Origin of the sequence: Methanosarcina sp. DH2, from assembly GCF_020804225.1 — an archaeon.
GTDB lineage: Archaea > Halobacteriota > Methanosarcinia > Methanosarcinales > Methanosarcinaceae > Methanosarcina.
The window spans coordinates 57,581-81,725 of the sequence record NZ_WJBI01000015.1 but is presented as its reverse complement, the minus strand read 5'-3'; the positions used below and the strand labels follow the sequence as shown (position 1 = coordinate 81,725).

The window sequence follows — 24,145 nt, the reverse complement described above, 5'->3', positions numbered from 1 at the left end:
AGGATAAGACCTTTTTTCGATCATTTTTTAGACTGCTTCCCATGATCAGGTTTTACCGTATTTCCCCATCAATTCCCCTTCGGCAATGATGTGCCCTATCATTTCGCTTTCAAGCTCTTTTCTTCCTGCTCCTGCTTTGAGCTCAAGCTGCCTGTCCAGCGCATAAACCCTGAAGAAATATCTGTGCGTGCCTGAAGAAGGGCATGGCCCACCGTAGCCGATTTTCCTGAAGTTATTCATTCCCTCAATCCCTGGGATACTATCCTCCTCAATTTTTGCCACCGGCTCGATATTCCAGACGATCCAGTGTGTAAACGGATTCATGGAAGAATCAGGATCGTCCATGATCAGTACCATACTTTCAGTTTCCTCCGGAATATTTGCGAATTCCAGTGGAGGATTTATATTTTCCCCATTACACGTATATTTCCTGGGAATAGTACTGTTCGATTCAAACGCGCTGCTAAAAACCTTTATAGTCTGGATGTCCATATCCTCATCCCCTTTGCCGGCATTGGAAGATTCTTCATCTGCAGGTGCTTCAACCTGTTCATTTTTAATACATCCTGAAATTATGAGCACTTCTGCAAACAGGAACGCTGAAACAACTGTTCCGGCTTTTCTGTTTATGTATAGCACCGTCTCTGTGATCAGAGAAAATTGCCTGACACTATAATATTAAGGCTAAAGAGATATAACCTTAAGGATTTTACCTCGGAGCCCGACTTTAGAATTTGAACTGAAAGACCGTAGTCTAAACTAATCTGAAACCTGACCTTAGATCCCTGAAACCTGACCTTAGATCCCTGAAACCTGACCTTAGGGCCCTGAAACCTGACTTTAGAGCTTGGGTCCCTGAAAAAGGACCTGGCTTATTTTATTGAATTCTATTAACTTTACTTCCCATACAGCTTTAATCCGTCTCCCAAAATTCCCGGACCACGTCACCGTTATCGGTACCTCCGGTAACCTGAAAATCAGGTTAAAATAAACTGCATCTCAGGAACTATCTTCAGCTCAGGAACTATCTTCAGTTCAGGAACACTTTTCAGGTCAGACAACCTTTAAAGCCATCTTCTGATAAGTTTGAAGTCCTGAAGACAGTACAGATCAGTCTTCAACTTCAAGAGCCTGAATTATATCGTTAACTGTTGCCTCTCCCTTCCCTACGCGCCGTACAAGCGGATAAATAAACGAGCAGTCATCAATTGCTGCCCAGCGAGCTTCGCCTACTCGTCTTATAACGTCGTTCATCACTCTGCCACAATCGTTGCAGTATCTTGCATCGCTCTCTGTTCCACATATTTCACATTTCATAGAAAATACCCCTATTATTTATGGGATCGTCGAAAATAAATAAATTATGGTGATATATCAGCATATTTGCGTGCCATTGAAAAATCTGAAGCCGAAGGGTATTGCAGATGCAGGAGATTTCATCCTGTTAAATCACTCAGGCCTTCACCCCTGCCAGCTCTGACTACCTCGGGAACTATGGCAATTTAGGGAGTTCTGAAATTCTTTAAATCTTCTTTCTAGACCTTCCAGATACTATTATCAGATTACATCATGTAAGGGCAGGTCAGGCAAGCCTGTCAATAATCTCATTTATCTCCTCGACTCCTGAACCCTTTACTGTAATTTCTTCTTTACTCTGCACCCCCAATCCCAATTCCACAGCCCTTTTGATCTGGGGCTGAGCCCAGACCGAGTTCATCTGGATCTTCGGGACCGTGCCCAGGGTTTTCAGAAGGGCAAGTCCTGCAATGTCGTTTGCAATCACATCCCTGCTCGCCATTACAATCCCGGGTTCTCGCAGAGTCCCTATGTTCGGGCCTTCGGTCACAAAACATTTTGTAGCATCCGAGATATAGAAATCAGGCTTATAAACAAGGTTAGATTCGGCAATCATATTTCCGAAGAGTACATCCATCCCCTGCCCGTGAGGAAGCTGTCTCCGGTCCCTGTCTGCGGTTATGCTGATCTGGGACTTAAGGCCCATAGTAAACGTTGCAGTCCAGTGGGTCTTGATTACCGGAAGAGCAATTGTATAGTCTATAGCCGCCAGAAACTCAGGCACATCAAATCCCAGCGGCCAGGAATAAGCCTTCCTGGGTTCCATATGTTCCCGTTTCATATGGTCAAACGTCAGGATCTCATCAACTCCTTCAACTTCCGCAACCTGCCAGAGCCCCAACCTTTTGAGCACCTTCTCCGTGTTCAGGGTCGTCATCGACTTCTCAGCCACAATTATTTTTCCGGGGCTGTATCTTTTTACTTCCCTGATAGCGCCCCTCAACACCTCGGGATTTGTCGAACCCGGAGCAGGGTCTGCAGTATTTGCGTTCGGACGGATCAATACAGTTGCTCCCTCCTTTATCCCAAGCCCACCTGCAAGCTCCACCGCTGTTCTTACGGATTCCAGGGTGTCCTTATTTCTCGAAAGTCCAACAATTACCATATCAAACTCCCATAGAGTAATTGTAACCCGATGTATAAAAGCACCATATAATTCTGTAACCTTCCTTCTAGTCAGATACAAAACTGACCCATTAGATGGCGTTGCTATTGAGAGAAACTGATATCAAGGAAAATACCCTGAATGGGCTGAGGAAATTCTTTTTGGTGGACCCTAAAAACCGGTTTTTAATTCACAGGTTATAAACGCGCCCGCTAGCTTATCTGGCGACCTGAATAATAAAATAAAACAAATAAGAACAAAAACGAGTGCTGAAAAAGAGGAAAAAGAATGAATAAAAAGAAAGAATAAAAAGAAAGTCGAGAGCGAATATTTTTTAGATAAAATTTAATTCTACTCCTTTTGGCAAATTTAAACTATTTTAAGCTTTTACTTGCTTCTTTTCTCTCTTTTTTCACGGGAAAAACCGCTCTTCTGCGTCGAGCGTGATAGGAACAATCCGGTATAGCAAACTACTGCTATACCGGTAAGAGAAGTTTGCAACTTAGAGCCTATCCGAAAAATATAAAAATTACAATTCATGGTAATGTTTTGTAATGACAAAACGTAAAATCAGTTACGACTACGAGATTTCTAATGAATTCTGGAATAAAATCAAACCTTTACTCCCACTCCCCAAACCGAAAAAGAAGGCTGCTTATTAGATGGGAAAAGAAAATTGAAAATTACATGGCTATGCTACATTTAGCATATGCATGCATAACATTCAGAGCAACGGGACTTTTCGGATAGGCACTTAGTCCTCTTGAGCGCAGCTCATTGCTTAAACCCATCAATTATTCTGCTTGAGCGAGTGAAGCGAGTGAAACGGAAAGCGCACTTCAGAGCCGCAACTCTGCCGAAAAGGACCTCGTACTGTTGCACTTACAGTGCAACTCCCAGGAAATCTTCGATTTCCTGTGATCCCGAAGCGCAATTTGGAAGGGAAAATCTGTGATTTTATAAATTAGTCCTCTTGAGCGAAGCAAAGCGTAGCGAAAAGGACCTCGTGCTCCCGAAGCGAAACTCGGGTGATATTACTGGCGTAACTTGCACTCGCACATCTCTATGAGCGCCCCTTCTCCAATCCTGGAACCGCGGGCAATAAGCATATCTCCTGCCTGGACAGTAGTATTGCCTTTAGGAGCATAGACCCAGCGTTCAGCCCTCTTGATTGCCATTACATGCAGTCCGGTTTCGGTTTCGAGTCTCAGTTCCGAGAAGGTCTTGCCAACTATCGGAGAGCATTTTTCGACCTGTAGCCGTGTAATTACCTCTTCTGAGTTCCGAACTGCAAGGGTAATGATCGGGTGGAGCTCAATATCCCTGAGGACAGTATCTGCTATCCCATAGGCAGCATCTGAAATGGCTTCCGAGGCGCTGGCAAGGTGCAGGATCCCCCTGAGCAGGTTTACATCTTCAACGTGTTTTGCGGTTTCAAGCACCCAGTGCTGGAGTTCGTACTTCATGGAATCCATTTCGGACTCAAGGGCACTGACCTCGTATGCGATATCTTCGTTATCAAAAAGGATAGCAGAGTACGCAAGTCCTACCGAGAGTTCAGACATGTTTTTCATGTCCACGATTATGTCCACGGCATGTTCGAGGTCCTTTAAGACTTTATCGTGCTCGATTTCCCTCGGAATAAATTTTCTTGTTGTCGCCATTTGAAAGAATATAGGAACCCCTTCGTCATGCCCTCTGGCAATTAACACATCTCCCTGGCGGATTCGGGTTTCTTTATCAGGGTCGTAAATCCAGTCCTCACTTCTGCGGATTGCAATTACCCACATCCCGGTCTCTATATCCAGCTCGAGGTCTCCAAGAATACGCCCGGCCATTACAGATTCTGAAGCAACGGTTGCCCTTACAATAGTTTCTTCCGCTTCTCTCAGGGCTATCTTCAATTCCATCGGAATTCCCATATTCATAAGGACGATTTTGGCAATATCGCCTGCAGCGTTTGCTATATTTTCCGAGGATGCAGCGACCTTAAGGACTCCCAGGAGTTCTTCAGCCTCATCAACCCTGCGCGTGCTTAACATTGCAGCCATCTTCATATGATAGTCGAGGGTATCCATCTTATCTTCAAGGTTAAGCACCTCTTCTGCGATGTCCTCATCATCATAGACCATTGCAGAATATGCCAGGTCTACCATGAGTTCGGAGGTATCCTTCATCTCAGTCAAAAGGCCTATAAGATTCCTTGGACTGTATCTGAATTCTTTGGGGAACATGGTCTCTATATCAACTCTACCTGATTGTTGGTATGTATGAGGTATATACCTCATAGTAATTATTAATTTTTGAATTATTCCTAAATTGAACTCTCTATAACTTAAATAGAAATGTCCCGGATAAAAGTGATAGTATTAAGTCACATCCAGTTTATAAAATATTCAGCAAATGCAGGGCTATGAGGATTCCTATTACTCCTACAAGGTCACCAAGACTTGCTATTAAGGGGATAACAGTATCATCAGGATCCATCCCGAAGCGGTGGGAAGCAAAGGCAATGCCAACTGTTGCAGAGTATACCACCGAAAGTTCTATTACAACCGCAATGAGGCTGATTTCCAGCAGGGTAATGAAAGGCATGCCGAAACCCATAAATTTGCTTGCGAGGTAAACCAGCACACTGACAGAAATTGAAGAGACAAAGCCCACAATTAATGCTGCAATAACGCTGTTGTGTACCACAGGGTTTCTGTAAATCCGGTCTCCAAGCCCCATATGGAAAGCCGATGAGAGCCGGGCACCCAGCATACTGCCGGTATCCCCTCCGATCTTGATCAGAGAAGGGATAAGGATCAGGATTGCAGGCATGGAAAGGAGGCTGTTTTCTCTTGTGTTAAGGATCTGCCCTACCAGGATCCCCATCACACAGGTGATCGAAAGCACTGGAATCCCGCGCTTGACAATGCCCCTTACAGTGTAATAACTGGTCTGCCCCCTGGCTTTTCTCAAAGCATCACCACCAGTTTTGCCGAGAGGAAAAGCATAAACATGGAAACGATATCCCCTATAGTTGCAATTGAAGGCGTGACAACATTATCGGGATCAAAGCCGAACCTGAACATGCCTATGGCAAGAAGGACAGCAACAAAAGAGAGGATTACGCCGGATGTGAGAGCAGAAATCGCACAGATAAGGATAAGCTTAAAAGCCCCTGCACTCTCAAATCCCAAGGCAAGGGTGACAAAATGCCCTAAAAACCCGAGCAAGATCGCCATAATAAAACCAAGGAGAAGGGAGCCTGCAATATTATTTGTCAGTTCGGGGTTATTCCTGTCGATGTCAGTGATCAGCCCCATATGAATTGCACTGCCGAGCCTGGAGCCGAGGGTTGATGAAATGTTCCCGCGCAGCCCGAGAACGCCAGGATAAATAACAATTAACCCGGGAATCATCTCAAGTTCGCTGGTCATCCCGGAAAGAATGATCCCGGCAATGACTCCTCCTACTGTCGCCAAAAGTTCAAAGGGTAGCGCCTCACGTACTATTGAAGAGATACTCGCGTACTCGCTGAGGTACTTGTCTATAAACTGGGATTCGAAGATGTCTTCATCCCTGTGCGACTCAGAGGGCATGCGCTTGTATTATACCCTGATAATATTAAAACAATGGGGAACTCTCGAAAACCTAACATGTGAAAAATTTATTTGTCAGTATGGGGTATATTAGGTACTGAAGAAATCTCGTTATATTTCATCTGGAAACAAAGGTTTATCTTTAAATTTTTCAAAAAGGGCTGGATACTTCTCTTTTAATAGCTTTTCTAGCTTCTCATCTAATTTTGCATTGTAAAGTGTTTTCACTTTTGAAAGCTGCTCAATTGTTAGATTGTAAGTTCCTTCAAGGTTAGCTCCTTCAAGATCAGCTCCTTTAAGATCAGCATGTTCCAAGTTAGCCATTTCAAGGTTAGCTTCTTTAAAGATAGCTCCTTTGAGATTAGTCCCACGAAGGTTGGCTTTTTTAAGGTTAGCATTATAAAGGTAAGCATTTTCAAGAGTAGCCCCAGCAGCCCAAGTGGCGCCCCAACGTTCAAAGTTATAATCAGTGTCATGTCCAAAGTCAGCATTTTCAAGGTTAGCATCTGAAAGGGTAGCGTATTCAAGATTAGCCAATTGAAGATTAGCATTTGTTAGAACAGCCCCAAAAAGGTCAGCCCATTGAAGTTTTGCCTTTTTTAGAATAGCATCAGGCAGATCAGTTTTTACAAGAAGACTATTTTGAAGGTAAGCTCCTTCAAGGTTAGCTTCTTTAAGGTTAGCACGTTGAAGTCTAGCTTCTTGAAGATCAGCTTCGTAAAGAAGAGCTCCTTCAAGGTTAGCACCTATAAGAACAAATCTACTTAGATTAGTTTTTCTCAAATCCAGATAACTAGGCTCACCAGAGGAAATTGAATACTTCCGTCTTCCAATAACAGTAAGTATCGCTTGAATGTCTAAAGGTAGTTTATTTACTTCCGCTTCTTCTTTTTCATATTCGTTGAAAGGTTGAAAATCCATGACTTCTAATTCATCTTTTTTATCTTCGGAAGCTTGAAAATATGGAAAATCATCTTTAATTTCAATTACTTTAGCTGGTGAGTTGCTCCTAATATAAGCTGTTAAAATTTCCATTATTGGCCAGTAATCTTTATCGGATTCTTGTGAAATTCTCTCAAGTGAGTATATTCCGCCTAGCCGAATCTCAATTTTTTCATTCCCTAACTGTTCAATAGCTCTGGTGAAGCGTTCAGTTATCTGACTTTCTTGAGCAACTATTAGATTTTCCTCAGCAATGGAGATTCTCCTCCATGTGTAGTAAAGCCCAATAACAATAGCAATACCACCAAATATTTGAGCTAATGTAGCACGGTAACTGTTTTCAGCATCCGCTAAGTCTTTTGGGTTCGTTATTCCAAATTGAGCTACTTGCCAGTGTGGAACTTGTTGTATTAGATAGATAAAAATTAAGAAAAGAATAATAGCAATAAGTAAACATGTTTTGGAATGATGGCTTGCCTTCTCACATGTTGTAGATAAAGAAGGAATCTTAGATTGTTTATATTTTTCAACTGCTTCCCTTAAATCCATGCACTCTTCCTTTGCCACAAACGTTTATCTGTTCTTAATCGATAGTGAACTAAAATAAACATTGCCATTTATACTCAAAGGATGAGAAATAGAAACGAAAGTTAAGGTAAACATAAAAAAGTGTACATATTCAAAGCTTATAAGGAGAATATGAAGTTATTCACATAATTGAAAAACTGAAATCCTATAGAAATAAATTGTAAGCTAAAACCCAAAGTTCAACAAAGAAACAATGATTATATTTTCCTACAAATGGAGTCTTAATGATGATTCATAAAGATCTTTTTTGTCAAAAAGAAGAAGTAGAGAAAAAAATGTTTCTCAGTTATGATAATATTCCTACTGAAACAAGACAGAAAGTCATTTTCGTGGTCTCTGAAAATGTACTTTTTGGAAAAATTGGGGCGTTTAGTGGAAGACCGTTAACAGATGATTATCATAACTTAAGGTATGAAATTAGCAAATACAAGGGAATACCAAACATCTCTGATATACTTGATGACCAAAAAGCCATTAACGAATTATTACTAAACTGTTCCATAGAGGATTTTTTGAGAGCTATTGAGCTTTTTATCTACATGAAAGAGAAGGAGAGTACAGGATTTAATATAAGACTGTATAATACTATTAATGATATAAATGACATTTTCAAAATTGATAAAGTTGGCTATGAAATTGTAGATGGGAAAATCCAAAAGCTTTCATCCCCAGGCTTTGAAACATTAATTAAAGAAGCTGTTGAAACAAATGATCCTGAAAATATTGATTTAAGGGTAAAATACTCAATTTCAAAGTTTTCTCGCTACAATTCTTCAGTTGAAGATAAGAAAGAAGCTGTAAGAACACTTGCTGATGTTCTTGAATATCTTCAAAAAAGTGATATACGACTACCTAAAGCCGATGAAAAAAATCTCTTTAATATAATTAATAATTTTGATATCCGCCATCTCAATAGAAAGCAACAAAACGATTACGACAAAGATATTTGGTATGATTGGATGTTTTATACTTTCCTTGCTTCTATTCATGTTCTGCTGAAATTGGACGAAAAACAATTTAATCTAGAAATACAGCATACAGAATAGAGACAGAGATCATATTTACCTCTAAATGCTTTTACAGTCAATTAGATCAGTATCAAAAACTGACACTGCACTCTTTATTGTATCCTTAGGATTTTAACGGCTTTATTACTGCCTTTCAATCCTTCAATGTCAGCATCTTTGTATTTCTCTGAAATCATTTTGTACTGCTTCTCAATTAATCTTTTACTCATCTGATAGGTTTTATCGTTAGGGAATATCCTTTTCATGAGCCAAAAGTAGAATATTAAGTACTTATCCAATTCACAGCTTTTTCTCCGGGTTGTCGGATAAAAATAAATATCTTGCAGCCGTTACCTCTTATTGATACCCATGGTAATAGGAGTCACAATGATAAACGTGCTGCCCGGATACGAAAAAGCAGCATACAGGGAATTAAAGGCTATAGAAGGAATCAAAGACGTCTACCACGTTTTCGGGGAATACGATTTTGTCGTAATCGTAGATGTCAAAGACCTGAGCATCCTCAATGCCGTGGTAGACAGGATAAGGGAAAGCGAGAATGTAACCGCAACCCAGACAATTGTCGGTGCGGAACTCTGAGCAACCGGTGCCTGAAAGCACCAGACTCCGGCAGAAACGAACCGGAAGAATCGCTATCTTTTTTAGCAGGCGCTAATATTTATTACCCTGTACTTTTATTATGAAAGAAATCCTGCTTCAGATAGCAAATTCTACTTTGAATTTAGACAGCAAATTCTACTTTGAGAATTGTTATAAAACCTCTTTGAGAATAAAAGTAAAAAATAAGACCAGAGTCAAAAATAATCTACTATATTTTAGCACCATATTTGTTTTAAATGCAGATTTATTTTAAATATCAAATTCATTTTAAACATCGGATCAACTTTTCAGCCCTGAGGTAAAAGTCCATGGAAGCCCCCATTGCAGAAGAACTCGCTAAAAAACAAAAATCGATAAGTGTAGCAGAATTTTTTGAAAAGAACAGGCAGATCCTGGGTTTTGACTCCGCGCCTCGAAGCCTTATAACAACCGTAAAAGAAGCGGTTGACAATTCTCTTGATGCCTGTGAGGAAGCCGGAATTCTGCCGGATATCCTTGTTCAGGTCGAGAGGACAGGACAGGATTATGTAACCGTTATTATCGAAGACAACGGTCCTGGAATTATAAGAGAACAGATCCCTAAAGTCTTTGCAAAACTGCTCTACGGTTCAAGGTTCCATGCTCTCAAGCAAAGCCGGGGGCAGCAGGGAATAGGAATTTCGGCAGCAGTGCTCTATTCCCAGATGACTGCAGGCAGGCACACAAAAATCCTCTCAAAAACCAGCTCAACGTCCCCTGCCCACTATTACGAGCTCATGATCAATACAAGTACCAATGAGCCTGACATCCTGATAGATGAGGTCAGGGACTGGTTCCGCCCACATGGCACCCAGGTCGAACTGGAGATGAAAGCTGCCTACGTAAAAGGGAGAAGGCAGTCCATTTACGAATACCTTAAAGCCACTGCAATTGTAAACCCCCACGCCAGGATAACTCTTATCGACCCTGACGGCAACGAGGAAGTATTTGAAAGGGCTACGGATAAAATGCCCGACCCTGCCGAGGAAATCCTGCCTCATCCCGAAGGTATCGAACTTGGAACCCTTCTGAAAATGCTCCATTACACGGAGCGCCAGAAGCTTTCCCCATTTCTCCGTTACTCTTTTTGTAAGATCGGGCTGCTTACTGCGGAGGAAATCTGCAAGGCTGCAGGGCTCGATCCCGAAATCGATCCCCAGGCACTTGGCCGCCACGAAGCAAGGAAGCTGATTGAAGCTTTTGGGAAAGTAAAGATCATGGCCCCCCCTACAGATTGCCTCTCCCCGATAGGAGAAGAGCTGATCTACCGGGGGCTTGAAAAAGAAACAAATGTGGACTTCATTGCTACAAGCACACGAAAACCGGCTGTCTACTCAGGAAACCCCTTTGTGGTGGAAGTCGGGCTTGCATATGGGGGTAATCTCCCGAAGGAAGATAAAATAAGTATCATGCGGTTTGCAAACCGTGTGCCTTTACTTTATCAGCAGGGAGGCTGTGTAACCACGCACGCCGTAGAAGACATCAAATGGAAGCAGTATGGCTTAAACCAGCCCGGAGGAGGGATTCCTGTAGGTCCTGTCCTTCTCCTGATCCATGTCGCTTCTATTAACGTGCCCTTTACCTCCGAATCAAAGGATGCAATTGCAGATATCCCTGTGATTAAAGAAGAAGTGGACCTCGCAATCAAAGAAGTTGCAAGAAAACTCAAGCATTACCTGAGCAAGCAGAGCAACCTCAAGAAACGCAGGGAAAAAGAGATTATAATTACAAAGGTGCTTCCGAAAATGGCAGTAAAGGTTGCAAATATCCTGGAAAAGGACGTCCCTGACATAAATCCTGTTGTTGCAAAAATCATGGGAAACCTGCTTGTGCACAGGAAAGTTAAAAGCAACGGAGATGGGACTGCAGATGTGGCTATTAAGGTCAAGAATTTCGGGACCTCAGCTTATTCTTTCAGGGTACATGAAATGCTTCCCTGCAAAATCAACGGGGTAAAACCTGAGCCAAAGGTTGTGACCATGGGCAATGATTACGATTACATCTGGGAGATTTCGGCAGCTGCAGGATCCTCAAAAGTACTCAGCTACAGGATAGAATCTGCAACCGAAGAAGAGCTCAGAAAACTTCCCCAGCTGATTGTAGAAGGGCTTGAAGAAGAACTGGTAACCGGGGCAAAAGCGTTTAAAGGTGTTTGAAATGGCAAGAGTATCAAATAGCAAAACAAGACAGGGAGATGCCCTGGCAAAGGAAAGGCTGCTTGAGCTTGCAGAAAAGATCTATAACCAGTTTGAAGATGAGATTATTCCGAGCGTCAGCCTTCCGAGCCGGACCAAGGCAAACATAGAATATTCCGATGAGAGCGATGTCTGGGTCTACGGGGATAGGGAGAGCGAAAGGAGTGCAAAGACCGTAAAAGGCGCATTTCAGCTCCTGAAAACTACTTATGCGACAGATTTCCTCATAAACGAACACCTTTCCCAGAACCGCGGCTCAACACTTCGAGAACTTTACTATATATCCGAGGGCTGGGATGCTGCCAAATTCAAAGAGCAGGCTGAAAGCGACCGCCTGATCGAAGACCTGGAACTCCTGACCAGCCTTCAGAGGGAGTATTTCCACATGCGTCCTGAAGAAGACGGAGCCACTATGTTCGGGCCGATTGAGATCTCGGAACAGACAAAGCGCGGGGAGCGGAATATCCACTGCCAGAAGGATGTAGGGGAAGGTGGATATCAGATTCCTTTCAATGTAGAAAATATCGAGTTCAAGAGCAACGACGCAAGCATGATTATAGCCATAGAAACCGGCGGTATGTATGCACGGTTGATGGAAAACGGGTTTGACGAGGCTTATAATGCGATTCTCGTCCACTTAAAGGGCCAGCCTGCTCGGTCAACCCGCAGGATGATCAAGCGTATGAACGAGGAGCTGGGGATCCCTGTAGCAGTTTTTACTGACGGCGACCCATGGTCTTACAGGATCTATGCATCTGTTGCTTACGGAGCCATAAAAAGTGCTCACCTTTCGGAATTCATGGCAACACCTGCAGCCAAATTCCTGGGACTTCAGCCCTCGGATATTGTGGAGTACGAACTCTCAACTGACAAACTCACCGAGCAGGATGTAAGTGCACTGAGGAGTGAACTTTCCGATCCTCGCTTTGAGACTGATTACTGGAAAGAGCAGATCCAGCTCCAGCTCGATATAGGTAAGAAGGCTGAACAACAAGCTTTTGCAGGAAAAGGCCTAGACTTCGTAACCGAGGTATATCTTCCGAACCGGCTTAAAGAACTGGGAATGGTGTAAGGTGAACTACCGCTAAACTAAAGATTTACCTGCCTCCTGAGTCATCCTTCCCTCTACTGAGGACAAGTCATACAGGCTCTACCCCGCGTACCACAGGTGAAATAAAAATATGATCGTGAGATTACTTGAGATGCTTAGAGCTTCCGGTTTTCTCCGGCTTAATGTTCCCGATCCCTTCAGGTATACGATACCCTGTTATCCAACTCCCTCAGCTTGGTTTTCGCATTTTGGGTTGTGGTGACAGTATCTACTATTAAATTAACTTAATACGAAAAATAGTTTAGCAGAATCAACAATTGAAAAATATATGGAAGTTGACGCTTATATCCCATGAAATAAAGGTTTCATGGGTTTTACGCTTCTTCCTATAAATCAGATGGACACAGCAGTATAGGGAATTCAATAATACCGGAACCGTGGCAGTGAACCGGATCATCCCGGGTACTGTGGATAATCGGAAATTTGCGCTGGCTGGAACCTGCAGGTTTCGAGGAGCTAAATATAATTAAAGAATGACCTGTATGATCAAGTCTCTAAGTATCAATCGCTTATATATGGAAAATTCACTGTTTGCATAATCGTATGCTGTTTTCATAAAGCATACTATCATGTGTAATTTGCTAATAAATGTATATATCTAAGTGATCACTTTTGCTGTACAACGATACTTTTCCATATAGTGATGCTTTTGCCATACAGTTACGCTTTCGCTATACAGTAGTCTTTTGCCATACAGTTACGCTTTTGCTATACAGTAGTCTTTTGCCATATAGTGATCTGATTATGTGCCTGATATGTCCAGGAAAAAAAGCTGGGATTCTGTTACAAAAATACTTATCGAGGCTTTTGAAATGCCGCGAGTTACGCCCTGACTACCCGAAGAAAAGCAAATTTTCCCCTGCGGAACAGCAAATATTTATTTAAACCAAAGACATATTAAAAAATTAGTCTGAAAAGGGCATATCTGGACATAAAATTATGCTAAAAATTGCCTCTTAGGAGAGAGTTGAGACTGAAAAATCAGGCGAAATATGCGGCTGATCTAAAGGCTTAAAATGTATGAGCGCATAATGAATTTGTTTCGTGATGAAAACATAAAAATTAAATATAAAAATAGCATAATAAAAAGCGAAGGCTTAGAGAATTGGCACGACTTTTAAGGTTCTATTTTGAACAGAGTTTTCCTGCGAGTTTTTAAAAATGTGTAACATGTCACGAGATTTCAATTAAATAATTTTACCAGATTTTTATGGAGAATAAACTAAGATGAGTGATAAACAGGTTTATGACGCTTCGCGCATCCAGGTACTCGAAGGCCTGGAAGCTGTCCGAAAACGCCCAAGCATGTACATAGGGAGCACGGATGGCCGCGGGCTCCACCACCTAGTCTATGAGGTTGTAGACAATAGTATTGATGAAGCCCTTGCAGGCTTCTGTACCAAGGTCGATGTCACGATCAATCCCGATGGAAGCGTGACCGTCCTGGACAATGGGAGAGGTATCCCTATTGACCCCCATCCAGTGCATAAAAAGTCAGCTCTTGAGGTCGTGATGACCGTCCTGCATGCAGGAGGCAAGTTCGACAAAAATACCTACAAGGTCTCCGGAGGACTGCATGGAGTAGGGGTTTCCGTTGTAAACGCCCTTTCAGAATTGCTGGAAGTAGAAGTGAGTAGAGACGGAAAGAAGTATTTCCAGCGCTATATCCGCGGAAAGCCTGAGGCTGACGTTCAGGAAATAGGAACCTCCGATGTTACAGGCACAAAGACCACTTTCAAACCCGATACAAAAATCTTTGAGACCACAGACTTCCAGTACGATATTCTCTCTAACAGGCTCAGGGAACTGGCTTTCCTGAACCGGGGCCTAACAATCAGCCTGAAAGACTTAAGAAGCCCGGAAGGGCAGGCAGAAACCTTCACTTATAGTGGAGGAATAGTGGAATTCGTGGCGTACCTGAACAAGAAAAAACAGTCTCTCCACGAAAAACCGATCTATTTCGAGCGGCAAAGAGATGATATGGTTGTAGAAATTGCGATGCAGTATACGAACAGCTATAACGAAAACGTGTACTCTTTTGCAAACAATATCAACACTCATGAAGGCGGGACCCATATAATTGGTTTCAAAACCGCTCTGACAAGGGTCGCAAATGATTATATAAAAACCAACAAACTCTCCAAAGAAGAAGAAAAACTGACCGGGGACGATGTAAGGGAAGGGCTGACTGCAATCATCAGTGTCAAGCTTATGGAACCCCAATTTGAGGGGCAGACCAAGACAAGACTTGGAAACAGTGATGTCAAAGGGATAGTCGATTCCCTTGTAACAGACGGGCTTGCGGAATACTTTGAGGAAAATCCGAAGGTTGCAAACATTATTCTCGAAAAAGCCCTTCTTGCCCAAAGAGCCAGAGAAGCTGCAAAGAAGGCAAGGGAACTTACGCGGAGAAAGAATGCACTCGAGGTCAGTACCCTTCCCGGAAAACTTGCGGACTGCTCTGAGAAGAATCCTGCAGCATGTGAGATTTATATTGTTGAAGGAGACTCTGCAGGCGGCTCGGCAAAACAGGGTAGAGACCGGGGTTTCCAGGCAATTCTACCTCTCAGGGGTAAGATCCTGAACGTGGAAAAATCCAGACTTGCAAAAATTCTGAAAAACAATGAGGTTGTTTCTCTGGTTACAGCCATAGGGACAGGAGTCAGTGAGGACTTTTCCCTGGAAAACGCACGCTACCACAAGGTCATTATCATGACCGATGCCGATGTAGACGGAGCTCATATCAGAACTCTTCTCCTTACGCTGCTCTTCCGCTATATGCGGCCCCTGATCGACGCCGGGTATGTGTACATCGCCCAGCCTCCTCTTTACCGTGTAAAGAAAGGAAAGGCGGATTACTATGTGTATTCAGACAAAGAGCTGGACGAAAAGATAAAGGAAATCGGAGAGAAAGGACTCGCTATCCAGCGTTATAAAGGTCTTGGAGAAATGAACCCGGAACAGCTCTGGGAAACCACCATGAACCCTGAGGGCCGGACTCTTTTGCAGGTCACTCTGGAGGATGCAATCCGCGCGGACGAGATATTCCGTATCCTTATGGGAGATGAGGTTGAGCCGCGCAGGAACTTCATTGAAACGCATGCAAAAGAAGTTGTGGACCTGGATATCTGAGGTGGTGAAAAATGGCAGAACATGAAGAAGAAAACAAATCAGATTCAGAAATGAAGACAGAAGCGGAAATTAAAAAATCTTACCAGGCAACCCTTATTCCGGAAGTACCTGGTGAAGGTCCCAAAACAGAAGAAGTGTCCAGCCTTACAGCCGAAGAACCGGCCGATGAATCCGGATTTGAAGAGCAGGAAGCCGGAACTGACACCGCCCCTGAAGAACCGGCTGAAGAACCCGAAGAGTTGAATGAAGAACCCGAAGAGCCGGACGAAGAACCAGAAAGGACAGGAGTCACCTCCATCCTTATCGACGACGAGATGAAACGCTCATACATTAACTATGCGATGAGTGTAATCGTCGGAAGGGCTCTCCCGGATGCCCGTGATGGCTTAAAGCCTGTCCACCGCAGGATTCTTTTTTCCATGAAAGAAGCAGGGATTACGCATGAAAAGCCCTACAAAAAGTCAGCCCGTGTTGTAGGAGATGTGCTTGGTAAATACCATCCGCATGGAGATTCTGCAGTTTATGACAGTATTGTGCGTATGGTCCAGACTTTCTCACTTCGTTATCCTTTAATTGATGGGCAAGGAAACTTCGGGTCCATTGATGGGGACTCGGCTGCAGCTATGCGATACACCGAAGTCCGTATGGACAGGATTGCAGAGGAGATGCTGGCTGACATTGATAAGGAAACTGTTCCTTTCAGACCTAACTATGACGGGTCCATGGAAGAGCCGGAAGTCCTCCCTGCAAAGCTTCCAAACCTGCTTATCAACGGGTCAACCGGAATTGCTGTCGGAATGGCAACTAATATGGCGCCCCATAACATAACTGAAGTTATTGATGGGACCCTGATGCTTATCGAAAACCCGGAAACACCGGTTTCGGAGCTGATGACTGTAGTAAAGGGTCCGGACTTTCCTACAGGTGCGCATATCCTCGGGACAGCAGGCATAAGGTCTGCATATACAACAGGAAGAGGTCCTGTAAAGATCAGGGCAGTTGCCGAAATTCAGGAACTCAAAAAAGACAGGCAGCAAATTATAGTAACCGAACTCCCTTACCAGGTGAACAAGGCGAGGCTGATCGAAAACATTGCCCAGCTCGTCAGGGATAAGGTCATTGTCGGAATTTCCGATCTTCGGGACGAGTCTGACAGGGACGGAATAAGGGTTGTAGTCGAGCTTTCAAGAGGCATAAATGCCAATGTTATCTTAAACCAGCTCTACAAGCACACTCAGATGGAGACCAGTTTTGGGATCATCAACCTTGCCCTTGTTGACGGAAAGCCCAAAGAGCTTAATCTTAAACGGATTCTGGAAATTTACCTGGAACACAGGATAGAAATAATCCAGAAGCGGACGCTTTACGATCTCAGAAAGAGTGAAGAAAGGGCCCATATACTTGAAGGATTAAGGATTGCCCTTGACAACATAGACGAAGTGGTTGCTCTTATCAAGGGTTCTGCAAATGGCGATGAAGCGAAGCAGGGCCTGATGGAAAACTTCGCTCTTGACGAAGTTCAGGCAAAGGCTATCCTGGATATGCGCCTGCAGCGCCTCACAGGGCTTGAGACACAGAAAATCCTTGAGGAACTCGAAAGCCTTGTAAACTTGATCGCAGAACTCAGAAAGATCCTGGAAAGCGATGAGCTTAAGTATGAAATTATCAGGACTGAACTTCTTGAGCTCAGGGCAAAGTATGGGGACGCCCGCAGGACAAAGATCATACAGTACACAGGAGATGTGACTGATGAAGACCTGATCCCGGAAGAAGACGTTGTGGTCACAATTACAAACAGCGGCTACATAAAGCGCCTTCCTCTTGACACCTATACCATGCAGCGACGCGGAGGCAGAGGGATTATCGGCATGGAAATGAAGGAAGAAGACTTTGTGGAAAATCTCTTCGTTTCGTCAACCCACAATTATATTCTCTTCTTCACAAACAAGGGCAGGCTCTACTGGCAGAAAGTCTACGAAATTCCGGAAAGCTCCCGCCAGTCGAGAGGCAAAGCCATAGTAAACCTTCTTGAGCTTCAGGAAGGCGAAATGGTCAATGCTATGATTTCTGTGGAACAGTTTGCCGAAGACAAATACCTCCTTATGACTACAAGGGCAGGTACGATCAAGAAGACCCCGCTCTCTGAGTTCAGGAACCCGAGGAAAGCCGGCATTATTGCAGTCAGCCTTGATGAAGGTGACGAGCTTGTAAAAGTTCTCCTTACCGACGGAAAACAGGAAATTGTTATAGTCTCAAAGAAAGGCAAAGCCATCCGCTTTGCTGAAGAAGATGTCCGTCCCATGGGCAGGACCGCAAGAGGCGTACGCGGCATGACCCTTGACGGCCCCGACGACGAAGTAGTCAGCCTGGACCTGGTCGACGAAACCACAACCCTCCTGACAGTAACCGAAAACGGCTTCGGTAAAAGGACGGAATACTCCCAGTATCCTGCGCACCGCCGCGGTGGAAAAGGCGTGATTACAATCGTGACCAACATCAGGAACGGCCCGGTTTCGAACGTCAAATCCGTAGCCGAAGACGATGAGCTAATGATCACCAGCTCCGAAGGCATCATCATCCGCATCCCTGCAAAAGACATCTCCATTCAGGGTAGAAACACACAGGGAGTACGGATAATGAACATGAAAGCCGGGGATAAAGTCGTTGGCATGGCAAGGATCAAAAACGGAAAAGCCGAAGAGGAGCTGAAACTGACCGCCCTTAAAGCCAGAGAAGCAAAAGCAGCAGGATCTGAAATAGAGGTCGAAGAGGACGAAGTCGAAGAAATCGAAGAACTTGAAGACATCGACGAATCCGAGGGAGAAGAAGTAGAAGAGATAGAGGCTGAGGAAGAAAACGAAGAAGAAGCCGAAGAAGAAGCCGAAGAAGAAGATGAAGATGAGTACTGAATAACAGAAATGAGTGAAGGATAGTTTTCCTTCACTCGAATTTCCTGCCGGAATAAACCTATTGGGGAGGGATTTCCGGCATCTCGTCTCAGTCTTGAAGGGAAGGCGGAAGGTAGATTATTTTTTACTTATTGCGACAGCGGAGAGAGTTACTACTGAAATCCCATAAAACGATACATCTGTCATCGTTTATGATTCTCCGCAAGCTACCCTACACCCAATTTTTCTATTTGAGCATATTCATTTTCATTTTGAGATTGGAATATCCAGATCTCAACTTCAATGAATATAAATAGTATACCACTTCGATTTATATATACTATCTAGAACACACATTTCTTAATAGTAATCATTCGATATGCTTTTTTAACTAAGTACACTGAATACTTCTGCTAATGCTTTTTCAGTAACTAACCCCCGTAACCCACTTTTTGAGTCTATATAGTTTGCTCTGGCAATTTACAAGCTTTTGTATAATTATATGAAATTGTAATGTAAGGCTTAAAATAGAGTACAACTTATGACCGATTGTTTCTGGCTTTTGTCTCTGAGAAAAATCAGCCAGTTCTCGCCGAAATAGCAAATATACATGAAAACTTTAGGCGGCGGGCTTTCAGTCCGGAGGGGCGTCGAGCGGGGGACTTATTTTTGCAGGGTCGCTTTTTTTGAATCGATTTATTTGAGAACTATCTGAGGTTAATAACCGATAATAAATATCTTTTAAGTCGGGTAGCTGAAAAAATCTATCAAACCTTCTAAGGATAGTTTCTATTTTTATTTTTATCCATTTGAGCTAATTGAATTCGTTTAAATATGTTTCATTATAATGATTATTTTCGCATCAAAACCTTTCATTATAATGAAAAGTATAAATAACCACAGAGCAAATATTTCTTCATGAAACAGCTCATGAAGATGTGGAATCCCTGGTGGACGGAGAGAGAAGTTCCTGATTCCAGGAAAAGGATTTCCAGGCCGGATACTCTTGAAAAAATCCTGAAGATTCTGGACATCAGGGAGATAGTCTGCATCACCGGAGTAAGGAGGTGCGGGAAATCGACAGTTATGTATCAGGCAATAGACCACCTGATAGGGAAAGGGGTTGCACCCGAAAATATCCTGTACTTCAACCTCGACGAGCCTTTCGAGGACAAAAATGTGGGGCTGCTCGACCGAATCTTCGACGAATATATCGAATTGCACGCCCCGAAAGGGCGAAAGTACCTTTTCCTGGATGAAATCCAGAATATAGAAAACTGGGAACAATGGGTAAAGAAATTTTACGACCTCTACGGGGAAGAGCTCAAGTTCGTGCTCACGGGTTCGAACAGCACCATGCTTTCGGACAGGCTTTCTACCCTCCTTACAGGGAGGATGATCACCCAGCATGTTTTTCCCCTTTCATTTAAGGAGTTTCTCGATTTTGCAGGATTTGAAATTAAGGACACTGACACCCAAAGAAACGAAATTCTTCACCACTTTAACAACTATATTTTCAAAGGGGGTTTTCCCGAAGTTGTCCTGGAGGAAGATAATGGTATCAACCACATGCGGCTTACTGAATATTTCAACAGCATCCTCCTCCGGGATATTATAGCCGGGAAGAAGATCAGAGAAAGCGCAAAACTGATCGAGCTTGCAAACTATTCTCTTTCAAATGTTTCGACCCTGATGAGTTATTCTAAAATCTCAAAGGTTGCAGGACTTTCTATCAACAGCCTGAAAGAGTACCTGCTCTATCTGGAACAGGCCTACCTGATATACCAGTTGCACTTCTTTTCGTATTCGGTAAAGGATTCTATCTCATCCCAGATGCCTAAAAAACTCTACTGCATAGACAACGGGCTTCGGAACGCGGCAGCTTTCACGTTTTCTGCAGATGAAGGGAGACTGGCAGAGAACCTTGTCTTTCTGGAATTGAAACGGAGAAAAGTAGAGTTCTTTTACTGGAAAGGAAAAAGAGAAGTGGATTTCGTAGTCAAAAACAGGGATGGAACCCTCAACGGAATAAATTGCACCTACACAGACCGCGTAAGGACCGGAGAAACCAGTGCTTTGCTGGAATTCAAAGAGCAATTCGGAGAGAAAGTTTCTGAACTTATACTGCTCACAAAAAACCTGGAAAAAGAAGAAGAAGGGATCAGGTACGTTTCTCTATGGAAGATGGTTCTTGGAATTGAATAATTACAATGCCTGGATTTTTTGCTGCCTTTCCTTTCTAGAAATCCCGGCCTCCACCTTTCCATTTTTCTAAGAAAATGATTGCGAGAGCTTTTGCCGGGGCTCTGTGGACCATCGAGTTTTCGAACGGTTCGAGAGAGCTGATCGGGGGAGAACCGCCCGGGAGAAAATAAAAATGAGGTTATTTAGTCCGCTTGAGCGAACGAAGTGAGGGACACGGCAGCGCATTACAGAGCCGCAACTCTGCTGGCTCAACTCTGCTACCTCGGCCAGGCCGTTTCATTAGTAATGAGGTTCGTTGGTATTAATTATGTATCAGGACAATAACTGCAATTATGGTATCAAGACGGCTTCAGGATTCTGCGAATCGTTTATTCAGCAAAGCAACCACTTTCATTGAAAACGGAGAGTATGACAGGGCTCTTGAGAGCCTGAAAGATGTTGATAAACTCATGAAAAAAGAAAAAGACCCTGAAATTTCTTTCCACACCTTATTTTTGAAGGGGTATGCAATAAGTGAAGCTAGAGATCCTGAAGGAGCTCTGGAATTTTATGAGGAGGCCCTCAAAGTTATCGGACCTCTGTTTTCAGGAGAGCCGGGGAAAGAGAACTATCAAAAATTCATAAGCAATACGATTGAGGAAATCGGGAGTTCATTTGGCAAGCTCAATGATAAGGAAAGAGCTAAAGAGTTGCTGGAACCGATGAAAATACAGCTCGAAAGAGTTGTCCGGACATTTGAGAAACTGGTGAAATCAGACCCTGAAAATAAGGAGCAGCTTTCGAGGTTTCTGGAGATTATCGGCCATATGGGGTTATGTTATCATTCAGGGCACTTAATGAATGAGACTGTGAAGCTTTTCGATAAAAAAATAGACATTTACGAAAAAATCTTCGAGCTTGAGTCTGAAGAGACGGATCTTCTCGGTGACTTTGATGGGGACGTCGAGCTTTACGGGTATTTATTCCGGAATTCCGGATACCTGGAGGAAGCCGAAGGCAATTACCTCAGAGCAGAGGGCATTTACAGAAAAATGATTGAGAAAGACTCTGAAAATAGCCTGGCCGAATATTACCTGAGTTATACCTGCAGCTACCTTGGGAGCCTGTATTCAGGCATGGATAATTTGGAAACAGCAGAGAATTATTTCGAAGAAGCTGTGGAACTGATGGAAAATCTATGTAAAGAGTTTCCTGAGGATAATGCATATGCCATCTCCCTTGCCAACATTTATGAAGACTTCGGCACTGCGTTTTCCGAAAGCGAAGACGTCGAAAAGTCAATAGAGAATTACACAAAAGCCAGGGAAATTTACCGGGGCCTGATAATAAACCACCCTTCAGAATTTGCACGCAACAAAAAAATTGCAATGTACCTGGATGACCTGGGGGGTCGTTTTTCAGAAATAGGGGAATTAGAGGCTGCGGAGCTCTGCTATAAAGACAAACTGGATATTTTCCAGAACCTGCATGATGAAGACCCTGAAGACCTGAATCCCATAATTTATATCTCCGATACCTATGATGACCTCGGAGAACTCTTTGCAGAACAGGGGGATACCGAAAAAGCAAGGAGCTACTACGAAAAAGAAATCGAAATCTACGAAAGCCTTCTGGAAAAAGAGCCCGATGCTCTGGACTTTAAGACATATAAGGCTGAGATACAGGCTGCTATCGGAAAGCTCTATCTTGATGAAGACCCAAAAAAAGCACAGAAATACTTTGAGGATGCTCTGCCCGTGCTTGAAAACAATTTCGAGCTGGAACCGGAAATGGAGATACATTATTCAGGGCTCAAGACAGTCCTCAACAACTTAATTAAATTGTTCAAAAACCTGGAGGAGTATGAAAAGGCCGTTGAGATGTTCCGCAAACTGTTTGCAGTCCAGCAGCGTATGCTTGACCTTGACCCCGAAGAATGGGAACATGGGAAAGACCTTGCGGCAACTTACACCAGCCTTGCACTTCTTTACTCTGAAAGAGGGGATATTGAGCAGGAAGCCCATTATCACAGGCTGGCTCTTGATATTCATGAAAAACTACTGGAAAAATCTTCTGAAGATCTGGAAGATCTTAGCAGGCATATAATTGGTCTTTATCTTCTGGGATCAACTCTCAAACTCGGGGAAGAAGCCCGAGGAAAAGAAAGCAGTATTGTCAAAGAGTACCTTGAGCTTGCTCAAAAAGCAGAGAAAAAACTTCAGGCAGTCAAACCGGAAACAATAGGAGATCAGGAATTGATTGCCGAACTCGCTGAAAAGATGGGCATCACCTTAAGAGAGAACGAAATGTATGAGGAGGCGATTGAAGAATTCGAACGTTCCCTTGCATTCCGCAAAAAATTACACGAAAAAACCCCCTAAAATCTGAATTATTTAACTGTTCTTGAAGGCACATTCCACCAGATGGGAATCACATTCTTAGCCCAAAACGATCTGGAAAAAGCAAAGGAAGCCCTCGAAGAAGCAATGAGTTTAAATGCAAAACAGCTTGAAACCGATCCCGAGGACTTTAATTACCTTGCCCGTTCCTCCATGATCCTGGAAAAATATTCTAGTGTACTTGAAAAAATGGGCAAAACTGAAGAAGCTGCTCAATACCTTGCAAAAGCCAAGGAGAGTAATGCAAAACTGGGATATAGTAATGAATAACCCTGCATAATCAGGCTTTTTCGTATACCTATACATAATTTTTTGCAGGATTTTCATAATTAAGGCCGGTTTGACAAGCAAACTTAGATAGCCTCTCCCTTTCGAGATATCAAGATTTATTTCTGATAAAAGTCAGCCAGCTTCCGTCGGAGTGAAAAATTATATGAAAATTTCCGACGGCGGGGTTTCAGTCCGGAGGGGAACCGGGCGGGGGACTTATTTTTGCAGTGTCACTTTTTTTGAATCGATTTTTGAACAGGTCGAGTACCGGTTTTTACAGTATTTTTTAATTTAAAGACGGGTTCAGGCTGAAACTGTTACTAGTACTGTGATTCCGAAGTAGGTTCTTAAAACTTGAGGTTTAGATCTGTTCAATGATCATGGATTTTCTCATTAAATAAGGAATTCACTTTGGAATCGAAGCACTAGAGATTTTTTTCCTTCGCCTTATGCTACTGACTTGAAAATTTGTTTATATAGCTTTCGTTGGCATTTTACAGGTGTTTATAAATGAATGGTATATTGCAATGTAAGGTTTAAAAATGAAATATGATTCTTGATCGCCCGTTAATTTTTGCAGGATTTTCATAATTGTAGGCTGGTTTGAGTTTCGATGCCTCTTAAAAACAGGGCACCATACGACTGCGAAGCAGGCGGAGAAGCGCGAAAAAAAGTGTAAGTATTTAGCTAACATGTAAAATTAAAAACAAAAAATTAATCAGGTCATACGTCAAAAGGAATC

Annotated in this window: 16 protein-coding genes and 1 pseudogene; 10 read left to right on the top strand and 7 right to left on the bottom strand. The window is 43.1% G+C overall.

Going from position 1 to position 24,145, the window contains the following annotated elements:
• Positions 1-45: 45 nt before the first annotated feature.
• The 3 genes from FXV91_RS15060 to FXV91_RS15050 form a co-directional block, all read right to left on the bottom strand.
• Positions 46-639 carry a YbhB/YbcL family Raf kinase inhibitor-like protein gene (locus FXV91_RS15060; protein ID WP_229391502.1) on the bottom strand — a complete coding sequence of 198 codons (594 nt, stop codon included), beginning with the start codon at positions 637-639 and terminating at the stop codon, positions 46-48.
• A gap of 471 nt (positions 640-1,110) precedes the next feature.
• On the bottom strand, positions 1,111-1,317 hold the full coding sequence (locus FXV91_RS15055; protein WP_229391501.1) for a hypothetical protein: 207 nt from the start codon (positions 1,315-1,317) through the stop codon (positions 1,111-1,113).
• A 265-nt stretch (positions 1,318-1,582) separates the two neighbouring features.
• Positions 1,583-2,461, bottom strand: coding sequence for a DUF362 domain-containing protein (locus FXV91_RS15050; RefSeq protein WP_229391500.1), 879 nt, complete (start codon positions 2,459-2,461; stop codon positions 1,583-1,585).
• Positions 2,462-3,097: 636 nt separating this feature from the next.
• Between FXV91_RS15050 and FXV91_RS15045 the strand changes: the two are divergent.
• A pseudogene (locus FXV91_RS15045) lies at positions 3,098-3,211 on the top strand (IS5/IS1182 family transposase); the annotation flags it as partial.
• A 284-nt stretch (positions 3,212-3,495) separates the two neighbouring features.
• On the opposite strand, the gene FXV91_RS15040 reads toward FXV91_RS15045, so the two are convergent.
• The 4 genes from FXV91_RS15040 to FXV91_RS20280 all read right to left on the bottom strand — a co-directional run bounded on the left by FXV91_RS15040 (position 3,496) and on the right by FXV91_RS20280 (position 7,557).
• Positions 3,496-4,695, bottom strand: a complete 1,200-nt coding sequence (locus FXV91_RS15040; RefSeq protein ID WP_229391499.1) for a potassium channel family protein — start codon at positions 4,693-4,695, stop codon at positions 3,496-3,498.
• Between the two features lie 151 nt (positions 4,696-4,846).
• Positions 4,847-5,425: a magnesium transporter gene (locus tag FXV91_RS15035; RefSeq protein ID WP_229391498.1), complete on the bottom strand. Its 579-nt coding sequence runs from the start codon at positions 5,423-5,425 to the stop codon at positions 4,847-4,849.
• Entirely contained in the window at positions 5,422-6,048 is a 627-nt protein-coding gene (locus FXV91_RS15030) for a magnesium transporter (protein WP_229391497.1), read from the bottom strand. The genes FXV91_RS15035 and FXV91_RS15030 overlap by 4 nt, the downstream gene beginning before the upstream one ends.
• A 111-nt stretch (positions 6,049-6,159) precedes the next feature.
• Entirely contained in the window at positions 6,160-7,557 is a 1,398-nt protein-coding gene (locus FXV91_RS20280; protein ID WP_229391496.1) for a pentapeptide repeat-containing protein, read from the bottom strand.
• Between the two features lie 245 nt (positions 7,558-7,802).
• Between FXV91_RS20280 and FXV91_RS15020 the strand changes: the two genes are divergently transcribed.
• The 9 genes from FXV91_RS15020 (at position 7,803) to FXV91_RS14980 (ending at position 23,403) form a co-directional block, all read left to right on the top strand.
• Positions 7,803-8,624 carry a hypothetical protein gene (locus tag FXV91_RS15020; RefSeq protein ID WP_229391495.1) on the top strand — a complete coding sequence of 274 codons (822 nt, stop codon included), beginning with the start codon at positions 7,803-7,805 and terminating at the stop codon, positions 8,622-8,624.
• A 330-nt stretch (positions 8,625-8,954) separates the two neighbouring features.
• A complete protein-coding gene (locus FXV91_RS15015) occupies positions 8,955-9,185 on the top strand; it encodes an Lrp/AsnC ligand binding domain-containing protein (RefSeq protein ID WP_229391494.1) in 231 nt (76 codons plus the stop codon).
• Positions 9,186-9,514: 329 nt separating this feature from the next.
• Positions 9,515-11,380, top strand: a complete 1,866-nt coding sequence (locus tag FXV91_RS15010; RefSeq protein ID WP_229391493.1) for a DNA topoisomerase VI subunit B — start codon at positions 9,515-9,517, stop codon at positions 11,378-11,380.
• A gap of 1 nt (position 11,381) precedes the next feature.
• Positions 11,382-12,491 carry a DNA topoisomerase IV subunit A gene (locus tag FXV91_RS15005; protein WP_229391492.1) on the top strand — a complete coding sequence of 370 codons (1,110 nt, stop codon included), beginning with the start codon at positions 11,382-11,384 and terminating at the stop codon, positions 12,489-12,491.
• Between the two features lie 1,266 nt (positions 12,492-13,757).
• Entirely contained in the window at positions 13,758-15,662 is a 1,905-nt protein-coding gene (gene gyrB, locus FXV91_RS15000; RefSeq protein ID WP_229391491.1) for a DNA topoisomerase (ATP-hydrolyzing) subunit B, read from the top strand.
• Positions 15,663-15,673: 11 nt separating this feature from the next.
• On the top strand, positions 15,674-18,571 hold the full coding sequence (gene gyrA / locus FXV91_RS14995) for a DNA gyrase subunit A (RefSeq protein WP_255680641.1): 2,898 nt from the start codon (positions 15,674-15,676) through the stop codon (positions 18,569-18,571).
• Between the two features lie 897 nt (positions 18,572-19,468).
• Positions 19,469-20,755 carry an ATP-binding protein gene (locus tag FXV91_RS14990; protein WP_229391490.1) on the top strand — a complete coding sequence of 429 codons (1,287 nt, stop codon included), beginning with the start codon at positions 19,469-19,471 and terminating at the stop codon, positions 20,753-20,755.
• A 332-nt stretch (positions 20,756-21,087) separates the two neighbouring features.
• A complete protein-coding gene (locus tag FXV91_RS14985; RefSeq protein ID WP_229391489.1) occupies positions 21,088-23,115 on the top strand; it encodes a tetratricopeptide repeat protein in 2,028 nt (675 codons plus the stop codon).
• 42 nt (positions 23,116-23,157) lie between these two features.
• Positions 23,158-23,403: a hypothetical protein gene (locus FXV91_RS14980; protein ID WP_229391488.1), complete on the top strand. Its 246-nt coding sequence runs from the start codon at positions 23,158-23,160 to the stop codon at positions 23,401-23,403.
• Positions 23,404-24,145: the final 742 nt, after the last annotated feature.

Coding starts and splice junctions, on each gene's coding strand:
- FXV91_RS15020 (WP_229391495.1), top strand. CDS start 7,803: ATGATGATTCATAAAGATCTTTTTTGTCAAAAAGAAGAAGTAGAGAAA.
- FXV91_RS15015 (WP_229391494.1), top strand. CDS start 8,955: ATGGTAATAGGAGTCACAATGATAAACGTGCTGCCCGGATACGAAAAA.
- FXV91_RS14985 (WP_229391489.1), top strand. CDS start 21,088: ATGGTATCAAGACGGCTTCAGGATTCTGCGAATCGTTTATTCAGCAAA.
- FXV91_RS15010 (WP_229391493.1), top strand. CDS start 9,515: ATGGAAGCCCCCATTGCAGAAGAACTCGCTAAAAAACAAAAATCGATA.
- FXV91_RS15030 (WP_229391497.1), bottom strand. CDS start 6,048: ATGCCCTCTGAGTCGCACAGGGATGAAGACATCTTCGAATCCCAGTTT.
- FXV91_RS14990 (WP_229391490.1), top strand. CDS start 19,469: ATGAAACAGCTCATGAAGATGTGGAATCCCTGGTGGACGGAGAGAGAA.
- FXV91_RS14980 (WP_229391488.1), top strand. CDS start 23,158: ATGGGAATCACATTCTTAGCCCAAAACGATCTGGAAAAAGCAAAGGAA.
- FXV91_RS15055 (WP_229391501.1), bottom strand. CDS start 1,317: ATGAAATGTGAAATATGTGGAACAGAGAGCGATGCAAGATACTGCAAC.
- gyrB (WP_229391491.1), top strand. CDS start 13,758: ATGAGTGATAAACAGGTTTATGACGCTTCGCGCATCCAGGTACTCGAA.
- FXV91_RS15005 (WP_229391492.1), top strand. CDS start 11,382: ATGGCAAGAGTATCAAATAGCAAAACAAGACAGGGAGATGCCCTGGCA.
- FXV91_RS15040 (WP_229391499.1), bottom strand. CDS start 4,695: ATGTTCCCCAAAGAATTCAGATACAGTCCAAGGAATCTTATAGGCCTT.
- gyrA (WP_255680641.1), top strand. CDS start 15,674: ATGGCAGAACATGAAGAAGAAAACAAATCAGATTCAGAAATGAAGACA.
- FXV91_RS15050 (WP_229391500.1), bottom strand. CDS start 2,461: ATGGTAATTGTTGGACTTTCGAGAAATAAGGACACCCTGGAATCCGTA.